Below are 17,792 nucleotides of genomic sequence, written 5' to 3'. Positions count from 1 at the left end.
GCTTGCACATGCTGATCCGAATCGCACAACTCGTTACGAGATACCCGCGGGCGATACTCGCCGGCGCATTGGCCGTCGCGCTGCTGTGCGGCCTTTTCGGCGCCACCGCCGCATCGGGACTGAAATCGGGCGGGTTCGTCTCTTCCGATGCCGAATCCACGCAGGCCACGGAACTGCTCACGGATAATTTCGAAGGCGCCGCACCCAACTACATCCTGCTGGTCGACTCCCCAGAAGGGGTCGATACACCCGCCGTACAGGCCCGGGCACAGGCGGCCGTCGATACGATCCGCGCGCATCCGGACACGACCAGCGTCCAGTCGTACTGGACCGCGCCCTCGCCCGCGGTGGCCGCGGCACTGCGCAGTACCGATGGCAATTCCGGACTGATCGCCGTGCACCTGGCCGGCGACGAAACGCAGATGCAGGAAGCCGCGGGTGAGATAAGCGCCCAGGTGACCGGCACAACCGACGGGGTCACCGTCCGGGCGGGTGGCGCGGCCGCCACCTTCCACGAAGTCAACGAACAGATCACCCACGACCTGGCGGTCGCCGAGGCCGCGGCCATCCCGCTGACCCTGATCGTGCTGATACTGGTGTTCGGCAGTCTGGTCGCGGCGTCGCTGCCGCTGTTGGTCGGGTTGTTCGCGATCGCCGCCACCCTGGCGATTCTGCGGCTGTTCACGCTGTTCACCGATGTGTCCATCTACGCGATGAACCTCACCACCGCACTCGGCCTGGCGCTGGCCATCGACTACAGCCTGTTCATCGTCAGCCGGTTCCGGGAGGAGCTCGCGGGCGGTCTGGACCCCCGCGCCGCGACCGTACGCGCCTTGCAAACTGCGGGCCGCACCGTACTGTTCTCCGCCCTCACCGTGGCACTGTCACTTTCGGCGATGCTGGTGTTCGACCTGTACTTCCTGCGTTCGTTCGCCTATTCCGGTGTGGCGGTCGTGGTGGCCGCGGCGGCGGCCTCGGTGATCGTGCTGCCGGCGGCGCTGGTACTGCTGGGTCACCGGGTGAATGCCCTGGACCTGCGCGCACCGCTGCTGCGCTTGTTCGGACGGGAGCCGGCGCCGCTGGGCGCGATGGTTCCGGAACAGACGGGCTGGTACCGGATGGTCCTCCGGGTGATGCGGTTCGCAATCCCGGTATCCGTGGTGATCGTGGCGCTGCTGCTGGCGCTGGGATCGCCGTTCCTGTCCGTGAAATTCGGCTACCCCGACGAGCGCGTCCTCCCGGAAACCGCCGCCAGCAGGCAGGTGGGTGACGAGGTGCGCGCCGAATTCCCGCGGGCCGATCCGGGCGGCAACACCACGATCGTGCTGAACGGCTACCAGGACGAACAGGGAGTCGGCGCCTACGCGGCCCGATTGTCCGAAGTCGACGATGTCACGGGCGTGCTCTCCAGCGCGGGCGTGTACGTCTCCGGTAACCGGCTCGCGCCCACCCCACCGGGGATGGCCAACAACACCGGCACCTATCTGACCGTGAACACCTCTCTCGACCCGTTCTCCCCCGCCGGCGGCGACCAACTGACGGAGCTCCGGGCGGTACCGGCACCGGCACCCCCGTTGTTCTCCGGCGCCGCCGCGATGAACGAAGATTCTCTGGACGCACTCGCCGACCGGCTCCCCCTGGCGGCACTCCTCATCGTTCTGACCACCTTCGTCGTGCTGTTCCTGTTCACCGGCAGCGTGATCTTGCCGCTGAAAGCGTTGCTGTTGAACACTCTTTCGCTGACCGCGGCGTTCGGCGCCATGGTGTGGATATTCCAGGACGGCCACCTCGAAGGTCTGCTCGGCTTCACCGCCGTCGGCTACCTGGTGCCGACCATGCCGATCCTCATGTTCTGCCTGGCCTTCGGCCTGTCCATGGACTACGAGGTATTCCTGCTGTCCCGGATCCGGGAGGAATGGCTGCGCCGGCGTGCCGGCCGCACCGGCAGCGAATTCGCCGCGGAGGACAACACCGCGTCCGTCGCGATCGGGGTGGCCCGCACCGGCCGGATCTTCACCGCCGCCGCCGTGCTGATGGCCATCGTGATCGGCGCATTGGCCACCTCGCAGGTCTCGTTCATCCAGCTGATGGGGTTGGGTTTGACGTTGACGGTGCTGGCCGACGCCACCATCATCCGGGCCCTGCTGGTACCGGCGCTGATGCGACTGATGGGCCCGCTCAACTGGTGGGCCCCGAAACCACTGGCCCGCCTGCACAACCGGTTCGGGCTCGGCGAGGAAACCGAACCGCGGCCCGCCGCCGCCGAACCACCGGTGCGGGTATGACCGGACGGCCGCGGTCACCGCGCGGAACCGGTGGCCGCTTACGAACGGAGATCCTCGCCGCGACGCGCGAACTGCTCGAACGCACAGGCAGTGTCGACGCCGTATCCATCCGCGCGGTCGCGGGGATGGTGGGTGTCAGCGCCCCGTCGATCTACCGGCATTTCGCCGATAAGGACAGGTTGATCGAGGCCGCGGTGGCCGAGGTTTTCGAGGCGCTGAACACCGCCATGCAGTCCGCGGTGGACCCGGCCGATCCGCCGCCGCTACGCCTGCGCCGGCTCGGCCTGGCCTATGTCCGATTCGCACTCGACCATCCGGAGCAGTACCGGCTGGCCACTATCCCCACCCATACACACGGCGCGGTGGACCTCGTGCTGACCAGTGGTGCCTTCCGCTTCTTCGCGACCACGGTCGAAGAGGCCATGGCAGACGGGTTGATCGACCGCGGCGACCCGACCCCGCTGGTGCTGGAACTATGGGCGGCCGCGCACGGTATCGCCTCCCTGCTGCTGGCGAAACCGTTCCTGCCCTGGGGGGATCCGATGGCCGTGGCCGGCCGGGTGCTCGACGCCGCCTGCGCCGGACACGTCGTCACCGAATTGATCGGCCCCGAGGCGGGCCCGGCGGAGATGACCGACTGGCTCACCCGCCTGCGGAACCGGGTGCGCGGCACCGGACCGGCCGCGGACTGATTCAGCTCACCGCATCATCCGGTGCGGTGAAGGTGTTGCACTGCGCCGTCCGATTGTGTTCCACACCGAGCCCGAACCAGCGCCCGCCGTTCTCCGGCGTGCCGTGATCGCGCATATCGCCGCTTCGGTCACCGCGGTTGTCGGCATCGATACGCGCCTGCGCCATCTGTTCGGCGGTCAGCGAACCGCCGTCCGCCGAGGACGCCAGGTACATCCCGTCGAAACAGTTGGCCTGCAGTTCGACCCGCCGCGACAGTTCCAAACCCTCGGGGCTCTGCGCACCCACATCGACACGTTCACCGTTGGCCGCGAGCAGGATGCCGGACAGGTTCTGGACGTGGTGTCCGTACTCGTGCGCGAACACCGACAGATAGACCACCCAGTTGTCCCCGTAGTAGTCGGTTTGCAGCTGGCTGATCGGCATATACACGGTGCGATTGGCCGGACAGTAGAAGGCGGCGAAATTACTGGTCGAGCCGGTGCACGGGGTGGAAATCCCCTCGGTGGTGGCCGATACCTCGACGGTCGGCGGTTCGAACGGCAATCCCGCGTTTTCCAGTACCGGCTGCCACGCCGCCTGCAGGCATTTCTCGGCGCTCCCGAAGAATGCGCGGGCCGTTTCCTCGTCGGTCGACCACTCGGTATAGGGACAGTCGGCCGGAATGAGGGTCGCCCCGGTATCGATGAGTAGCGGATTCGTACCGGTTTCGGACGGCCCGGTCACACCGGTGTCGTAACCACGGTCGGGCTGCGGGCCGAGCACATTCAAGCCACCCGAATCCAGCGCCCCGCGAACCAATGCCGCCAGCACGAACACGATGACCGCGAGCAATATCCACAGCGTCCGGCCGCCACCGCGCCGAGGCCGAGGCGGACGGCCACGCGGCGGCCGCTGCGGGACCGGCGGTGGCATGGGCGGGGCGACGATCGGCCGGTAGCCCGGTACCGGACCACGCTGCGGCGGCGGGCACGGCCGCGGCGGATAACCGGGCCGCGGCGGCGGATACCCCGGTGCGGCCGGGTATCCCGGCCTCATACCATGCGGTAGCGGCTGCTGCGGGCGGGCCGGCGGCGGGCCGTACGGCGGCCGCCCGTGTGGTGGAATCGGCTGTCTGCCAGGAGGAACCGGTCCACGTTCATAAGGTGGTCGAGTCACTCCCCCGGTACCTCTCGAATTCTCGGAACGCCAACAGCCGCTGACGCAGGATAGCAAGCTGTCTAAAGTTACGGACCATGCTCACTTTTCGGGGGGGCGCCGCGGCGCTACTACTCGCACTGACCGGATTGTTCGCCCTGTTCACGCCCACCGCCCGGGCACAGGAACCCGCCGGTGTGATTCTGAACTTGGACATGACCCTCAGCCGCGAGGGCGTCCTCGAAGTGAACGAGCGGGTGACCGTTCCGCCCGGTGAACAATTCACCATGTCCCTGCCGCTGCGGGTGCAGATCAGTGAGGATTCCGAACGCCGGTTCGCGGTCACCGATATCGAAACGACCGGTCCCGGTACCGCGCAGGTGTCCGATGATCTGTTCACCATCGAAGCCGGGCCCGGCGAATCGACCTTCCGGTACTCGGTGCAGAACACGGTCAGCGACGCCGAGGGCAGCCAGGTGTTCCGCTGGTTCGGGGTGCTCAACGTCGATATCGCCGAAATCCACGCCAGCCTGATCAGTCCGAGTTTCGAAATGGGCATCGTGGAATGCCTGCTGGGTCCGATCGGAAACACGCGGCCGTGCGCCCAGGTGCGCATCGAACCCGACGGGGTGCTGTACCTGGACCAGACGAACCTGCGCAAGGGCGAATCGGTCGACCTGACGCTGCAGATCCCGCCCGGCACTGTACCGGCGAACGCCGATATCAGCGGTCCCGGCAACTCGCCGTTCGCGATCACCGGCCCGGTCCTCATCGCTTTCGCCCTGCTGCTGGCCGCATCGGCCGCGCTCGCCGGATACCTCATCTGGGCACGCCGGCAGATCGGTGCCGCCGAACCGATGCAGCCCCTGGTCCACGCCGAGGGCCGCACCCAGTTCAGCTCCCCCGCGGGCATCCTGCCCGGCGAGGCGGGAGTGCTGCTCGACGGGCACGCCGATACCACCGATATCGCCGCCACCGTCGTCGACCTGGCGGTGCGCAACTACCTCTGGATCGGGCGCATCGGCGAAACCCAGTGGCGGATGGTCCGGGTCAACCCGGTCGACGAACAACTCCGGCCGTACGAACGAGCGGTCTACGACGCCCTGTTCCCCGCGGGTACCGACGAGGTCACGGTCGCCGATCTGGGATCCCCGGGCCGGCTCACGACCGAACCGCTACGCCGCACGATGCTGGCCGACGCGGTCGAGCGCGGCGCGTTCATCGACCCGGCCCGCCGGCGAATACCGCTCTGGCTCGGCGCAACCCTGATCGTGCTCGGTGCCGGGGTGACCGTCGCCGCGGCGCTGCTTTCCGGGCACGCGCTGGTGGGCGTCGCGATCGCACTTGCCGGTGCCGGACTGCTCGCGGCCCAGCGTTTCCTGCCCACCCGCACTGCCTACGGCCGCGCGCTCACCGGCCAGGTGCGCGGACTGCAACAGGGCCTGGAACAGGTGAACAGCGCACAGATTCCCGCCGGCGACCGGGAACTGGTGTTCTCCCGCGGACTGTCCTACATGATCGTCTGGAGCCGCGCCGACAACTGGGTGCGCACGTTCCGCGATATCGACCCGTCCGCCGACGACGATCCCGGCCTGTACTGGTTCGGTGGTTTCGAAGGTGACCGGGACCTGCACCGATTCGCCGGCCACTTCCCGTACTTCATCACCGCGGTGGAAGGCGTGTTCTCGGCGCGCTGACGTGCGTGCCCTGCGTTCCGGCACCGCCCGGTTCGACCTCCACCTTGCGGACCCCGCTGGAGGGTGGCGTCGCGACCTCGGACCTACCCGAGACCGGGCAGAGCCACCGAGCGTTGGATACCGTGAGCACCGACCGGACCGCGGACCGTCCGGATTTCGGCGTTGTCTGTCCGACGGGGAGGCGCTGACCTACAGCCTAAGACCGGTGAAACCGTCCCGGACGACGCGGGAACCGCGGTTCACACCCTATCGGGGTGAACCGATGACGCCCGAGTAGAACTGTGTCCGATAACCCGTACGAGTTATCGGACACGCTGTCAGGCCTGGATACGGCGCAGCGCAGCGACAGGGTCGGCGTAAAGGGCACTCAGCGAAGTGACCACGGCCGCGAACTCCTGCACCTTCGACGCGTAACCGGTGACCCGGATATCGGTGGGCGGCAGAACCGTTGCCTCGTTGAACGAGCGCGCCACATGCGCCAGACCGGGACGGTAGGTGGTGAAGGCCTGCCCGCCGAGTACCACGCGGTCCGGGTTGAGCATATCCCGCACCAGGGCGACGGTCCGCCCGAGAACGGTGGCGCGTTCGGCGAGCAGCTCGCGGGCCGGTTCCGAGCCACGTACCGCGGCGCGATACAAGTCGCCGATGGCCGAACTGGCTTTTCCATTGTACGCGGGGATGATTCCGCGGCCCACCGCGCGAGCGTGTAACGCGCGATCACTGACGGTGGCCTCCAAGCATCCGCGCCGGCCGCACTGGCATTCGACATCGGTGCCGGTCGGTAGATGCGCGATCGAGCCCGGACCGTTGTTCGGGGTGTGCACGCGACCGTCCAGGGTTACCGAAATACCCACCATTTCACGGACATAGAAGTACAAGCTGCTCCCGTGCGCGTGCGCCTGTTCGGGCGCCTCGGCCGAATCCTGCTGTACGCCGGGTAACAACAGCTCCGCGGCGGCCATGGCCTCGACATGGGGCGCCACCGAAATCGGCAGTCCGAGCACCTCGCTGAACACCGCGCCCACCGGCGCCTCCTGCCAGCCGAGTTTCGGATGATCGACCACACCGGTACTCGGGTCGACCCGGCCGCCGATCGCCACCCCCACCCACAGCGGCGTGCGCCGATACCAACGCTGCAGGAAGGACTTCGCACTGTGCGCGACGGTTTTGACCGCGAATTCCTGACCGGTTTGCGGAGTGGCGATGGTGAGGCCGCCGAGGATGCGCCCCCGCAGGTCGGCGACCACGATCCGGGTGGACGCGGAACCGATATGGATACCCAGGGTGCCGAAGGTGTCGATATCCACCTCGAACGGAACGCGCGGCCGGCCCACCGCGCCGGAGGCGGTGAGGTCGGCACGCTCGCGCAACAGTCCGGCCGCGAGCAATGCGGAAACCTGCCGGTTGACGGTGGCAATGCTCAAGCCGGTGGCGCGGGCGGTTTTGTCACGGAACACCGGCCCGGTGGTGGCCGACCGCAGCACGGCGGCGGCGGGGTTATCGGAGATCCGCAGATCCGGGGGGACGACGGGGCGGGGAACACGGATGCGGGTAGTGGAAGCCTGCGACGCGATGCGTTCGGCGGTGCGGACAGCCATATGATTTCCTCGATTATTCCGGCCTACGCCGGTATATGCCTACAAATGCGCAACGAGGCGGCGAGTGGATCGGAATCGCTCAACCGCAGCGGCGGGAGCAACACAACTCACGGGTGAGCGGCAGGCGCAAACCGAGCGCGGCGGTCACATATGTGACCGGCTTCGGTGTGGTGCCGCTGGTAGACATAACAAATAAATTAACACCCCCTGCGGCGCCGCACCAAGAGGTTCCTTCACGACGCACCCGTCACCCGGTCGTTTCCCCAGCTCAGCAGCAAAATTATCGGCGAGTCTGCCGACAGCGGGCATCGGCCGCCCGGCCGGGCCGCCAACCAGAAAAGTAGCTCCCGGGAGGCCTGGACCGGCGGCCGCGTCCGCCGTTTGCCCGATATCCGCAAACACGGGGTGAATCACCGGCGCGCCACACTCACACATTCCCCGCAGATTTCCGGATAATACTCTTCCGGTCGGATCGGACTAATTGTCCTGAATTATCCGGGGAATATTCCCCCGACGACACGGAGAATCCGGGCGGGCGCAGTTGCCGGGCCGACCGCCCCCAACACACAAACCCACCTACCGGGTACATCGACCCTGGTCCGGGACATTTTCCGCTGCTATGCTCCGACCACGAGGCGGGGAGTCCGAAGGGGGAAGACGATGTCCGTACCAGATCTGGGGCAGCAGGCGGGGATTCGGCTCTACGAATCGGCCCGGGGCGGGGAATTCCATATGTCGGCGGATGCGGCCCGGGAACTCGCCGCGTCCTGCGACCGGCTCGTGGAGCGAGTACGGCAGGCCAGGGCCGATGCCGCGGCCCTCACCCGGGTGTCCGGGTTTCCGGATCTCCCCTCGGGACGTGCACTGACCGCGGGTTTCGAGGCGAAGGGTCTCGAGTACCTCGGGATGCTCGATGCCTTCGAACAGGCCGCCCTCCGGCACAAGGCGGCCTACCTCGCGGCGGGGGCCCTGTTCCACGAGGCCGATGCGGCGAACGCCGCTGCTCTGGCCGCTGCGCTGGCGGAGACCCCCTGAAGTACGGCATCATATCGAAACACGCAGGGGTGCAAAAGAATTGAAACCACACACGGTCCGGATCGCGTTTCGGTGGTCGCGGACCGACAGGCAAGGGGGCCGACCGTGACATATCAGGGGCAGACCGGTACAACGAGTACCGGCACCGAGCCGGCCTACGTACCGGATCGTGAAGTATTCGACGCCTATACCCATCAGCAGATCTGGGACCTCGCACGCGAGCGCCTGGCACCGGCCGAGCTACGCCGGGTAGCCGACGCGTGGGGTCGCACCGCCGACGCGTTGGAATCGGCATTCGACGAGCACGCCCGCGAACTCAACCGGCTGTCCGGCGAATGGTCCGGTATCGCGGCAGGGGCAGCTACGCAGGCCGCAGCCGCCCTGGTACAGGCCGCTGATGGCACTGTCGAAGTCTGCCGGGCGCTCCGGCATCTCATGACGGCGAATTCCGATGCCGCCGAATCGCTCCGGGCGGCCATCCCACCGCCACCGGAACCGTACCGACCGGATCCGGATGCCGCCGTCGAAGCCGCTACGGGAGCGCAGCGGCGTACGGCCCACAACCTTGCGACGGCCGCGGCGACAGCGGCCGCTCAGGACGCCATGACCTTCGGTTACAACCCGGCCATCCCGGCGAGCGGGGACAGCGTTCCCCGGTTTCCGGCCGTGGTCGCGACGGCGCCGGAAAGCACCGGTACAGCGCCGGTTCCGGAACGAGGCTCGGCCCCGGCACCGAGCTCGGGCCCCGGAACGGCCGTCGGGGCGGACCCCGAATCGCCGGACAACGATTCGCCGGGATCCACGACTTCGCAGATCGACGGGGACACAGCTCCCCTCACCCTTCCCGGCCGAGTCGCCGATGGGCCGCAACCGTCGCCCGGCAACCCTCCCGCACCCGCTCCGAGCGCCCCCGAGAACGAATCGCAACCGGCGGGTATCCCCGCAGATCCATCACCGGAGCCAGGCTCCCCCGCGGAATCCCCGGTGTCTCAGGGCGCGTCTCCACAGCCGGACAACCCTCCGGGCCCTGGATCTCCCCAGCCCCCGGATACGCCCACGGCCGATACATCACCCGCTGCCGCGTCTGCGCCGGACACCCGGCATGCACGCTCGGAACCCGCGGTGCAGCCCTCCTCGGCCCCGGCCGACCGCGGAACGGGCCCGGCTACCGGCCCGGGCGTCACCGACCTTTCGCCGCGCTCACCGGCGAGTCCACCCACCACCGGCCCAACCGCTCCGATCCCGCCCGGGCCCAGCGCATCCATCCCGATCCCGGCCGGTCCCGGCCCGGCAGGTCCGGCCCCGGCCGGACCTGTACCCCCCTCGCCCAGTGCTACGGGTGGTGGCGCCGCACCTGGCCACAGCAGTCCGACCGGCGGCACTTCGGGGCCCGCGCACGCACCGGGCACCAATACGCCGCAACACCGTCCGGCAGCGGGCATCCAGCCGACCTTCACCGGTGGTCCGGGAGCAGCCCCCGGCACACCGCCCGCTTACGCACCGGGTTCCACGGCACCTGCACCGGGCACGGCGCCCGCCACCGGAAACGAACGGTCGCCTCAGACGGCAGGAAACTCCGCGTCCATCGCCCAGGCCCCGCCGTGCGGGGCCGGGCCGGAAGGCCCGAGCCGGAACGGGCCCGGCGCTGCGGCCTACGACGGATCGGTCACTGCCTCTTCCACCCCCTCGGAGGGGGCGGCTCCCAGCGGATCGGAAAGCGCAGGTACCACCGGAGCCGGTGGCCCGGGCCCGGGCCACATCGGTTGCGGCACTCCGCCCCACACAGAATCGGATCCGGGCGCCCCCGGCGGCTCGCAGAATCAGGCCCGCACCGGGCCGGAAACCGCCGGACTCGATGCACCGGTGGTCCGAGCACCCGCCGCATCGGGTTCGACAACTGCGCCGCCCGGGCCGGTAGCTGTCCCCTATTCCCCCGACCCGTCCATCCGGACCCCGGCGGGCCATGCCGATCCGGTGGTCCATCCACCGTTGCCCGGGGAGCGCGAACCGCTCGGCCCCGCCGGAACAGGCCCGAACGGTTCCACGGCGGAAGGGCACGAACATCCTGGGCAGCGGCCGGTTCGACTGGTCCCCGCGGGCATGCCGCTGCCATCCACCGCCGGTGTACCTCCGTCCCGCCCGGCCGATCCCGAGCGGGCCAGCCCCGATTACCTGCACGCACCCAACGAAGCTCTGACCGCGAGCGATCCGAGAGTGCCACCGGTTCTCGGCGAGTACACCGAAGCCGAACGAGCCGAACACGACGACCCGGGCGGTGGGAGCCGCTGATGGAATGGGTGTTCACGCCGGACGAGTTCAGCTACATCTGGCAGACCGAGACAGGACTCGACCGGCGGCCCCATCCCATCGATCTCGCGCCGCGCGCCGCCGCCGCCACCGAGAGCGCGCGGGCGGCACTGGAGCTGGAACAGCGGTTTCCGCCCAACGGTGACCCCGATCTCACCGGCACCCTGCGCTTCCTCGCCCGGACCGATGTCACGCGGGTGACCGTATTCGGGGACGATTTCGACAGTTCCGGCCGTCGCGGCGATCCTGTGCTCGCGGTCGCGGTCGGGTTCGGCAACTGGGGCGCGCTGGTACGCGCGCAGAACGAGGAGATCACGCTGATCGCCTGTCATGCCCGGACCGTCGGCAAACACCTGGTCAGCACCTTGGGCCCGGCCCGGGCCGGGCGGCTGCCCGCCATGCGCGAACCACGCGCCGCAGTGCTCTGCCCGGAGCAGGGCCCCGGCGAGCCCGGCGCCGCGGAGATCCGGGCTCGCCGGCTGCGCGATGCACTTCACCGGCCGATCGATGCCCGCGGGTTCTTCACCATCACGATCGCACCGGAGAATCCGATGTCACCGCCACCGATCCACCGCACCTGGCTGGATTTCACCGGTGACGGACGCTATCTGCTGGCCGCCGGAGCCGATCTGTCGCTCACTCCGGTCGGCGATGCCGGGCTGGCCGCCGAGCTCACCCGGCTCGCGCGCCTCCGCTGACAGGGGGCGCTCACTTCTGTTTCGCCGCGGCCTTCATCTTTTTCTTGAAGGCGCGCACCTCGAGCAAAGTCTCGCCGTCGACGATATCGGCCGCCGATCGTCGCGAATCCGGTTCGGCGTAGTCACCGGCCGCCACCTCCCAGCCCGCCGGCCGGATATCGAGCTGTTTGCCCAGCAGGGCGAGAAATATCCGGGCCTTCTGGTCGCCGTAGCCCGGCAGCGCCTTCAACCGCCGCAGCACCTCTTTGCCGTCCGGGTCGCCGGCGGTCCAGATCGCCGTGACATCGCCGTCGTAATGTTCGATCACATAGCGCGCCAGATCCTGGATCCGCCGTGCCATGGACCGCCCGTAGCGGTGGATGGCCGGTGGAGTCGCCGCCATCTCCTCGAACTCGGCCTGATCCGCCGCCGCGATCGCGTGGATATCCAGCCCGCCCATCCGGTCGGCGATCTTCTTCGGGCCGCGGAAAGCGTGTTCGAGCGGGTACTGCTGGTCGAGAAGCATCCCGATCAACAGCGCCGGCGGACTTTCCGACAGCAACTGGTCCGCCTCGGGTTCCTGCGCGAGACACAACTTGGCCATGGCCTGCTCTCCTCACTGCGCTGTCGAGCATGGGGGCCTCCCGGCTACGGCCGCCTCCGGGCCCGGCCCACACACGCTGCGCTTGTCGAGCGTGCGGGCGAGGCCTGCGTGGTCACGCTTCGCTACCGCCGCCGGGCCTGACTCCCTCACGCTGTGTACTACCAGCGATCATCCCACGCGCCCGAGTTAGGCTCACGACATGCCACACACGGCGATACACCCACCCACCACACTGGATGGACACGGACCCATGGACAGTTTCGGGTTACGCCCCGACCGATTCGATGCCGCCGGCCAGGATCAGCTGGTCGATATCCGCGACCTACAGGCGGCACTCCCCGGACTCGACCGGTTACGCGACTGGGCGCACCAGGCGCTCGCGCTGCAGCCGGGTGAAATGGCCGTCGATATCGGTTCCGGTACCGGTTCCGAAGTAATCACCTTCGCGGCGGCGGTCGGCCCCACCGGTGTTGCCGCCGGGGTGGAGCCCGACCCCCACCTGCTGGCCGCTGCCGAGCGGCGGGCAGCCGCTGCACACTCCACCGCGACCTTCCACTCCGGCGATGCCTACGGTGTGCCCTTCGGTCCCGAGACCTTCGACGCCGTACTGTGCGAGCGCGTCTTCCAGCACCTCACCGCACCCGCGCGTGCTGCCCGCGAGATCGCCCGCGTCCTGCGGCCCGGTGGGCGGGCCGTGGTGATGGATGCCGACTGGGGTTCGGCGATCGTGCACCCCGGTAACACCCGGGTGGTGCGCGAGGTCGTGGACACCCTGATCTCGGCGACCACCAACCCCTACTCGGGCCGCCGATTGCAGGGGTTGCTCACCGCGGCGGGCCTGGAGGCCGAGAGCACCGGGTCACATGCGCTCGTACAGGAGCGTTCGGTGGGGGCCGGCGCGCTGGTCAGCAGGGTTTCCGCCATGGCGGTGGCGCGCCGGGTCATCACCGAGGCCGAGCGCGAACAGTTGCTCGCCGACCTGGCCGCGGGCGCCGCGAGCGGCGATATCCACCTTTCGGTGACGATGTTCGCCGTGCACGCCCGCAAACCGGCCTGATTCCCTACTTCTGCAGTTTCTCGGTCGCTGCCAGCAGCACGCAGGTCGCCACTCCGTCCATGGCCTGCTCCAGCTCCGGTAGCGCCGGGAAACTGGGGGCGATCCGGATGTTCTTGTCCTCCGGGTCCTTCTTGTACGGGAAGGCCGACCCGGCGGCGGTCAGCGCGATACCGGCGTCCTTCGCCAGTTCGATGACCCGCGCCGCGGTGCCCTCGAGCACATCGAGACTGACGAAGTAACCACCCTTGGGTTCGGTCCAGGAGGCCACCTTGGAGGAGCCGAGGCGATCCTCGAGGATCCGCAGCACCAGCGCGAACTTCGGTTCGAGGATGGCGCGGTGCTTCTGCATATGGGCCCGCACCCCGGCGGCATCGCTGAAGAACCGCAGATGCCGCAGCTGATTGATCTTGTCCGGGCCGATGCTCTTCTTCGACGCATGTCCCAGGTACCAGTTCAGGTTCTCGGTCGAGGCGCCGAGGAAGCTCACCCCCGAACCGGCGAAGGTGATCTTCGAGGTCGAGGCGAAAACGAAGGGCCGGTGCGGGTTTCCCGCCGCCGCGGCGAGCCCGAGTACATCGATCACCGGCGCGGCGGTATCGGTGAGCGGGTGCACGGCGTAGGCGTTGTCCCAGAACAACCGGAAATCGGGCGCCGCAGCCGGCATCGAAACCAGTTCGCGCACGACCTCTTCGGAGAACACCGCACCGGTCGGATTGGAGTAGTTGGGAACCGCCCACAAACCCTTGATCTGCGGATCGGCCGCCAGCAGTTCGGCAATCATCCGGATGTCGGGCCCGTCGGGGCCCATCGGCACCGGGATCATCTCGAACCCCAGCGATTCGGTGATCGCGAAATGGCGGTCGTAGCCGGGGCTGGGGCACAGGAACTTCACCACCGGCTCGTCGGCCCACCTGCGCGGCGAATCGGGCAGGCCGTGCAGCGTGGCGTAGACGATGGTGTCGTGCATCAGCTCGAGGCTGGCGTTGTTACCGGCGATCAGGTTGTCGACACCGATACCGAGCAGTTCACCGAAGATGGCGCGTAGCTCCGGAAGCCCGTGCAGACCACCGTAGTTGCGGCAGTCGGTGCCGGTTCCGTCGCGGAAATCGCCGTCGCCGGGCAGCGACAGCATGGCAGAGGAGAGGGCGAGTTGTTCCGGCGAAGGCTTTCCCCGGGTCAGATCGAGGGTGAGCGCAGCGGCCTGCAGTGTCGCGTAGTTCGCGGACTGGAGTTCGTGCTCGGCGGCGAGTTCCTCGGGACTCATCAAACCGATCTGGGTTTGCCGGGGCATCCTGGACAGCCTTTCCAACGACCTGGTGGGTGAATGCACTTACGGGCGGCCGGTGGTGCCGGGCGCCCCGGGCCACGTTACCCGGACGTCCACGACAGCCGGGAGGTGTTGGGATTCTCGGTGCCGATCGGGAAACGTCACCGTGGCGGGTTCTCCTCCGGGGATCCGATGAACACCGGTCCGGATCAAGGGGACCCCGCGCACCCGGCAGAGCCCGTTGACCCTTGCTGCCTTCCGGCCCTGGGGGAGTTCACAGGATGCGCGCCGCGCGGGATCCGTGGGCCAGTGTAGCGGCCTCCGCGCACACTGCACAGCGGGGGCCTCACCGGCAGAACCGGGACAGGACAGGCGGCACATAGCGCCCACCCCCGGGGCCGGTAGTAGCGGCAGCCGCTGTCTGCGATCGGCGAAGGGCCGGGTCCGAACAGAGAACGGCCCCGCCGAGGGAATGTTCCACGGGCGGGGCCGGCTGCGGAGGATGCGGGATTCGAACCCGCGAGGGCTGTTAACCCAACCCGCGTTCCAGGCGAGCGCCATAGGCCACTAGGCGAATCCTCCGCCGAGCAGCATACCTGCCACCCGGCGCATCGTGAAAACGCCCGCTCATTCCGCCCGCCACAAGCCGTCCGCCACCCCGGCGACTCGGCCGACATATCATGAATTATCTTATCCTGCAAGATATCCAATGCCCGAACCCCACTGAGCACCCAATTGTGACGGCCGTCGCGCCCGGCCGCGGCGACGGTGCCATTATGGGCGCCGTGGATCCCCAGGTGATCGAGATCGTTCAGAGTTCCCCGGCCTGGTGGCAGTCGTGGCTGCCGCTGCTCGGTTCGCTCGCGCTCGGTGGTGCGGCTGTGATCGCCGTACTGGTCAACAATCGGACGAACCGGGATGCGATCGCCGCCGCCGACGAGCGGGCCCAGCGGACCCTGTCCGTCGCGGCCCAGCACCAGACTGCCAGCGCTCAACAGCAGGCCGATTCCACCCGGCTGCAGCTCGACGCCGCCCACTCCCAGGTGGAATCCGCCCATGCCGTGGCCTTGGTCCAGGCGAGCGAGCACTGGCGCCGGGATGCCGTCGCCGGTGCGGTAGCCGATTCGCTGGGTATGTCCAGCCGTATTTGTCAGGCGCTCCGGCGCGACGAGGACTTGACCGACGAACTGATCGGCGATCTGATCCACAACCTCGAAGCCGGCTCGGATCGGGCCAATGTGTTGCGGCTGGTCGGTTCGGATACGCACTACAAGCAGTGGCGCCGGCTGGCCGATACGCTTTCCGACGTCCTGCTGTCGGCCCTCACCCTGCAGCGAAAGAAGCTGCAGGACGCACCACCGGAGGAGATCCGGGCGGCCCGCGACCACAAGACCCAGATGCTGGGCGAGGTACGCGTCGCCGAACGCGACCTCATCATCGCCACCCGGGAAGAACTGGGTATCGACCCGAACTGATCGGCCGGCAGACCGGCACGCGTGCCGAACGTCACGCCGGGATGCCGAGGGCCATGACCCGGAGCATCTCGAGACGCCGCTGTGCGCAGGTTCGGTGCCGGACTGCACTACTGGAGCGCGCGGCAGACTTGCTGCCCGATCAGCTGTTGCCAGGCCGCCGGGCCCCTCGTAAGCAGCGGATCTGCACGCCGCGCGACTACACAGGCCGAACCTGAACAGCCGTACACGTTGGTGATCTCGGGTCATCGCCGGCCGCGCAACGACCGGCGACCGGTGTCACCGCACGATGCTGTGCCGTCGCCGGAGTGGCCTCCACCGCGATGGCCGGAAAGCCGCATCGAGGCCGCTCGTCAGTCCCTCAGCGCAGGTAGTTCACTCAGGGCGTCCCGCAGATGGCCGGCATAGGTGTCCAGGTCCACGACCCCGGGGTCGGCATGCACCGACAACGTGACGGTTTCGCCCAGCCCGTGGAGCCCATGGGTGAGATGCATCACCGCGCCCAGTGCGGGGAAACCGCCGGTGAATCGCACCGGGGCGCCACCGAAGGCCAGATCCGCCGGTCCCCGGTTCACGCTGGAGACGACGGTATGGCCGGTGATCCGATCGGGAGTGGTGTCGATCGGATAATCACGTACGTCCCTGCGCAGTAGGAGCGGCGGTAGCACGGCATCCACGGCACCCTGCGCCTCGTGTAGCGGATGCCGGGCGCGCTCGCGGCGAGCGGCCAGTTCCGCCGCGATCGCCGCGGCCCGGCGCCGCGGGTCGGGTTCACCGGCGGCGAGGTCCACGCCGAGGCTGCGATAGTTGTTGCGGACCCCGCGGCGCGGCGGCAGGGCCATCGGCACCTGCGCTCCCATCCGTGTGACCTCCTCACCTCGCCCCAGCAGATACCGCTCGAGTGCGATCGATACCGCCGTCAGCCCGACCACCGTGACGCTGAATCCGGGCACGCGGAAATCCTTCGCCGCGCACACCAGCATCCGTACCGCATGCCCGGCCACCTCGGCGGGCCTGTTCAGCGGCCCGGGCGGATATCCGGGTCCGGGCGGCGGAATCCGGCCGGCCGCGGTAAGGGCCGCGAGTTCGTTCCGCGCCCGCGCGGCGGCCATACCGCGCCGGACGGTCCGGACGACACCTACGGGCAATGTCACGGCGGCACGCAACGCGGCGAGCCGGACAGAAATCACCGACGGCCGCGCACCACGCTGTGTGGGCACCTGCACGGTGCCGGGCACCATCGCGGATTCGCCCGGAGACGCGAGGTCCCGTTCCGCGGGCGGACAGCGCTCGGGTTCGGCCTGCGATATCGGCTCGCCTGCTCCGCGCAGGGACAGATCCTCGTCCGGCTCCGGAGCCTCGGCACCGACGGGCCGCGCATACTCGTCTTCTGCCGTACCGGGCTTCCCGGACGACATCGGCGCGGGCCCGGGCCCCGGTGGCGTGGGCCCGGCGAACAGGGCACGAGCAATCCGCGAAGCACCGTGACCGTCGACCAGTGCGTGCGATATCTGCAGCACGACAACCGTCACCTGTGGGTCGGATACCGGACTGTCGCGGATCCCGCGGAAGATATGCACTCGCCAGGGAGCTACCTGCGCGTCGACACCGGTGCCGGTCAACCGGCCGAGGGCGGCGAGCAGTTCCGGCCAGTGTGGCCCGGGGAGCCGGTGCTGTTCGATATGCGCCGCGGTGGGCTCGGCGCGAGTCCACCGCGGATAGGCCAGGCCCATGGGGTCGTCGTGTAATCGCAGCCGCAGTTCCGGGACAGCGGCGCACCGTTGCAGGATTTCGGCGCGTAATGCGCTGTCCGTTCGGGCGGGTTCCGCGAAGCAGTAGAGCAGGAACTGGTCGTTGCGGGTTCGCCGGGACAGCCAGTACATGGTGGCGTCCGGGGCTGCCAGCGGGATCACCGGCTCGACCCTAGCCGCCGCCGCGACCCCTATCGCGAACAGGCCGAAGGCGC

At 68.6% G+C, this 17,792-nt stretch carries 12 protein-coding genes, 1 tRNA gene and 1 other RNA gene; 7 read left to right on the top strand and 7 right to left on the bottom strand.

Features of this window, described 5'->3' with window-relative positions:
- Positions 1 to 8 precede the first annotated feature (8 nt).
- Positions 9 to 2,285, top strand: coding sequence for an MMPL family transporter (locus NFL01S_RS04990; RefSeq protein ID WP_062971900.1), 2,277 nt, complete (start codon positions 9 to 11; stop codon positions 2,283 to 2,285).
- Positions 2,282 to 2,977, top strand: coding sequence for a TetR/AcrR family transcriptional regulator (locus tag NFL01S_RS04985; protein WP_062971899.1), 696 nt, complete (start codon positions 2,282 to 2,284; stop codon positions 2,975 to 2,977). The genes NFL01S_RS04990 and NFL01S_RS04985 overlap by 4 nt, the downstream gene beginning before the upstream one ends.
- A gap of 1 nt (position 2,978) precedes the next feature.
- On the opposite strand, the gene NFL01S_RS04980 is transcribed toward NFL01S_RS04985, so the two are convergent.
- Complete coding sequence (locus NFL01S_RS04980) at positions 2,979 to 3,809, bottom strand: neutral zinc metallopeptidase (RefSeq protein ID WP_245670523.1); 831 nt, start codon at positions 3,807 to 3,809, stop codon at positions 2,979 to 2,981.
- A 401-nt stretch (positions 3,810 to 4,210) separates the two neighbouring features.
- Here NFL01S_RS04980 and NFL01S_RS04970 point away from each other — a divergent pair, with 401 nt between their 5' ends.
- Positions 4,211 to 5,809 (top strand): DUF2207 family protein, encoded by a 1,599-nt coding sequence (locus NFL01S_RS04970; RefSeq protein ID WP_062971896.1) that lies wholly within the window; start codon positions 4,211 to 4,213, stop codon positions 5,807 to 5,809.
- Between the two features lie 317 nt (positions 5,810 to 6,126).
- Here NFL01S_RS04970 and NFL01S_RS04965 read toward each other — a convergent pair whose 3' ends face one another.
- Positions 6,127 to 7,407, bottom strand: coding sequence for an ROK family protein (locus NFL01S_RS04965; protein WP_062971894.1), 1,281 nt, complete (start codon positions 7,405 to 7,407; stop codon positions 6,127 to 6,129).
- Between the two features lie 660 nt (positions 7,408 to 8,067).
- Between NFL01S_RS04965 and NFL01S_RS04960 the strand changes: the two genes are divergently transcribed.
- Together NFL01S_RS04960 and NFL01S_RS04950 are read left to right on the top strand one after the other, a co-directional pair.
- Positions 8,068 to 8,442, top strand: coding sequence for a hypothetical protein (locus tag NFL01S_RS04960; RefSeq protein ID WP_062971892.1), 375 nt, complete (start codon positions 8,068 to 8,070; stop codon positions 8,440 to 8,442).
- Between the two features lie 2,288 nt (positions 8,443 to 10,730).
- Positions 10,731 to 11,447, top strand: a complete 717-nt coding sequence (locus NFL01S_RS04950; protein WP_062971890.1) for an ESX secretion-associated protein EspG — start codon at positions 10,731 to 10,733, stop codon at positions 11,445 to 11,447.
- A gap of 10 nt (positions 11,448 to 11,457) precedes the next feature.
- On the opposite strand, the gene NFL01S_RS04945 is transcribed toward NFL01S_RS04950, so the two are convergent.
- The gene (locus NFL01S_RS04945) at positions 11,458 to 12,030 is read right to left on the bottom strand and encodes an HhH-GPD-type base excision DNA repair protein (protein WP_062971887.1); all 573 of its coding nucleotides are present in this window, start codon (positions 12,028 to 12,030) and stop codon (positions 11,458 to 11,460) included.
- Positions 12,031 to 12,280: 250 nt separating this feature from the next.
- Between NFL01S_RS04945 and NFL01S_RS04940 the strand changes: the two genes are divergently transcribed.
- Positions 12,281 to 13,087, top strand: coding sequence for a methyltransferase domain-containing protein (locus tag NFL01S_RS04940; protein WP_062971885.1), 807 nt, complete (start codon positions 12,281 to 12,283; stop codon positions 13,085 to 13,087).
- A 4-nt stretch (positions 13,088 to 13,091) separates the two neighbouring features.
- Here NFL01S_RS04940 and NFL01S_RS04935 read toward each other — a convergent pair whose 3' ends face one another.
- The 3 genes from NFL01S_RS04935 to NFL01S_RS04925 form a co-directional block, all read right to left on the bottom strand.
- On the bottom strand, positions 13,092 to 14,378 hold the full coding sequence (locus tag NFL01S_RS04935; protein WP_062971883.1) for an aspartate aminotransferase type Ic: 1,287 nt from the start codon (positions 14,376 to 14,378) through the stop codon (positions 13,092 to 13,094).
- Positions 14,379 to 14,563: 185 nt separating this feature from the next.
- Positions 14,564 to 14,658, bottom strand: an RNA gene (gene ffs, locus NFL01S_RS04930) — signal recognition particle sRNA small type.
- 192 nt (positions 14,659 to 14,850) lie between these two features.
- Positions 14,851 to 14,936 (bottom strand) — tRNA-Ser (locus NFL01S_RS04925).
- Positions 14,937 to 15,130: 194 nt separating this feature from the next.
- Here NFL01S_RS04925 and NFL01S_RS04920 point away from each other — a divergent pair.
- A complete protein-coding gene (locus tag NFL01S_RS04920; protein WP_157116247.1) occupies positions 15,131 to 15,829 on the top strand; it encodes a hypothetical protein in 699 nt (232 codons plus the stop codon).
- A gap of 350 nt (positions 15,830 to 16,179) precedes the next feature.
- On the opposite strand, the gene NFL01S_RS04915 is transcribed toward NFL01S_RS04920, so the two are convergent.
- Entirely contained in the window at positions 16,180 to 17,739 is a 1,560-nt protein-coding gene (locus tag NFL01S_RS04915; RefSeq protein ID WP_062971879.1) for a wax ester/triacylglycerol synthase domain-containing protein, read from the bottom strand.
- Positions 17,740 to 17,792: the final 53 nt, after the last annotated feature.

This window comes from Nocardia flavorosea NBRC 108225 (genome assembly GCF_001613385.1).
Taxonomy (GTDB): Bacteria; Actinomycetota; Actinomycetes; order Mycobacteriales; family Mycobacteriaceae; genus Nocardia; species Nocardia flavorosea.
This window is presented reverse-complemented; position numbering and strand designations above follow the sequence as displayed.

Coding starts and splice junctions, on each gene's coding strand:
- NFL01S_RS04935 (WP_062971883.1), bottom strand. CDS start 14,378: ATGCCCCGGCAAACCCAGATCGGTTTGATGAGTCCCGAGGAACTCGCC.
- NFL01S_RS04940 (WP_062971885.1), top strand. CDS start 12,281: ATGGACAGTTTCGGGTTACGCCCCGACCGATTCGATGCCGCCGGCCAG.
- NFL01S_RS04970 (WP_062971896.1), top strand. CDS start 4,211: ATGCTCACTTTTCGGGGGGGCGCCGCGGCGCTACTACTCGCACTGACC.
- NFL01S_RS04920 (WP_157116247.1), top strand. CDS start 15,131: ATGGGCGCCGTGGATCCCCAGGTGATCGAGATCGTTCAGAGTTCCCCG.
- NFL01S_RS04965 (WP_062971894.1), bottom strand. CDS start 7,407: ATGGCTGTCCGCACCGCCGAACGCATCGCGTCGCAGGCTTCCACTACC.
- NFL01S_RS04960 (WP_062971892.1), top strand. CDS start 8,068: ATGTCCGTACCAGATCTGGGGCAGCAGGCGGGGATTCGGCTCTACGAA.
- NFL01S_RS04950 (WP_062971890.1), top strand. CDS start 10,731: ATGGAATGGGTGTTCACGCCGGACGAGTTCAGCTACATCTGGCAGACC.
- NFL01S_RS04985 (WP_062971899.1), top strand. CDS start 2,282: ATGACCGGACGGCCGCGGTCACCGCGCGGAACCGGTGGCCGCTTACGA.
- NFL01S_RS04990 (WP_062971900.1), top strand. CDS start 9: ATGCTGATCCGAATCGCACAACTCGTTACGAGATACCCGCGGGCGATA.
- NFL01S_RS04945 (WP_062971887.1), bottom strand. CDS start 12,030: ATGGCCAAGTTGTGTCTCGCGCAGGAACCCGAGGCGGACCAGTTGCTG.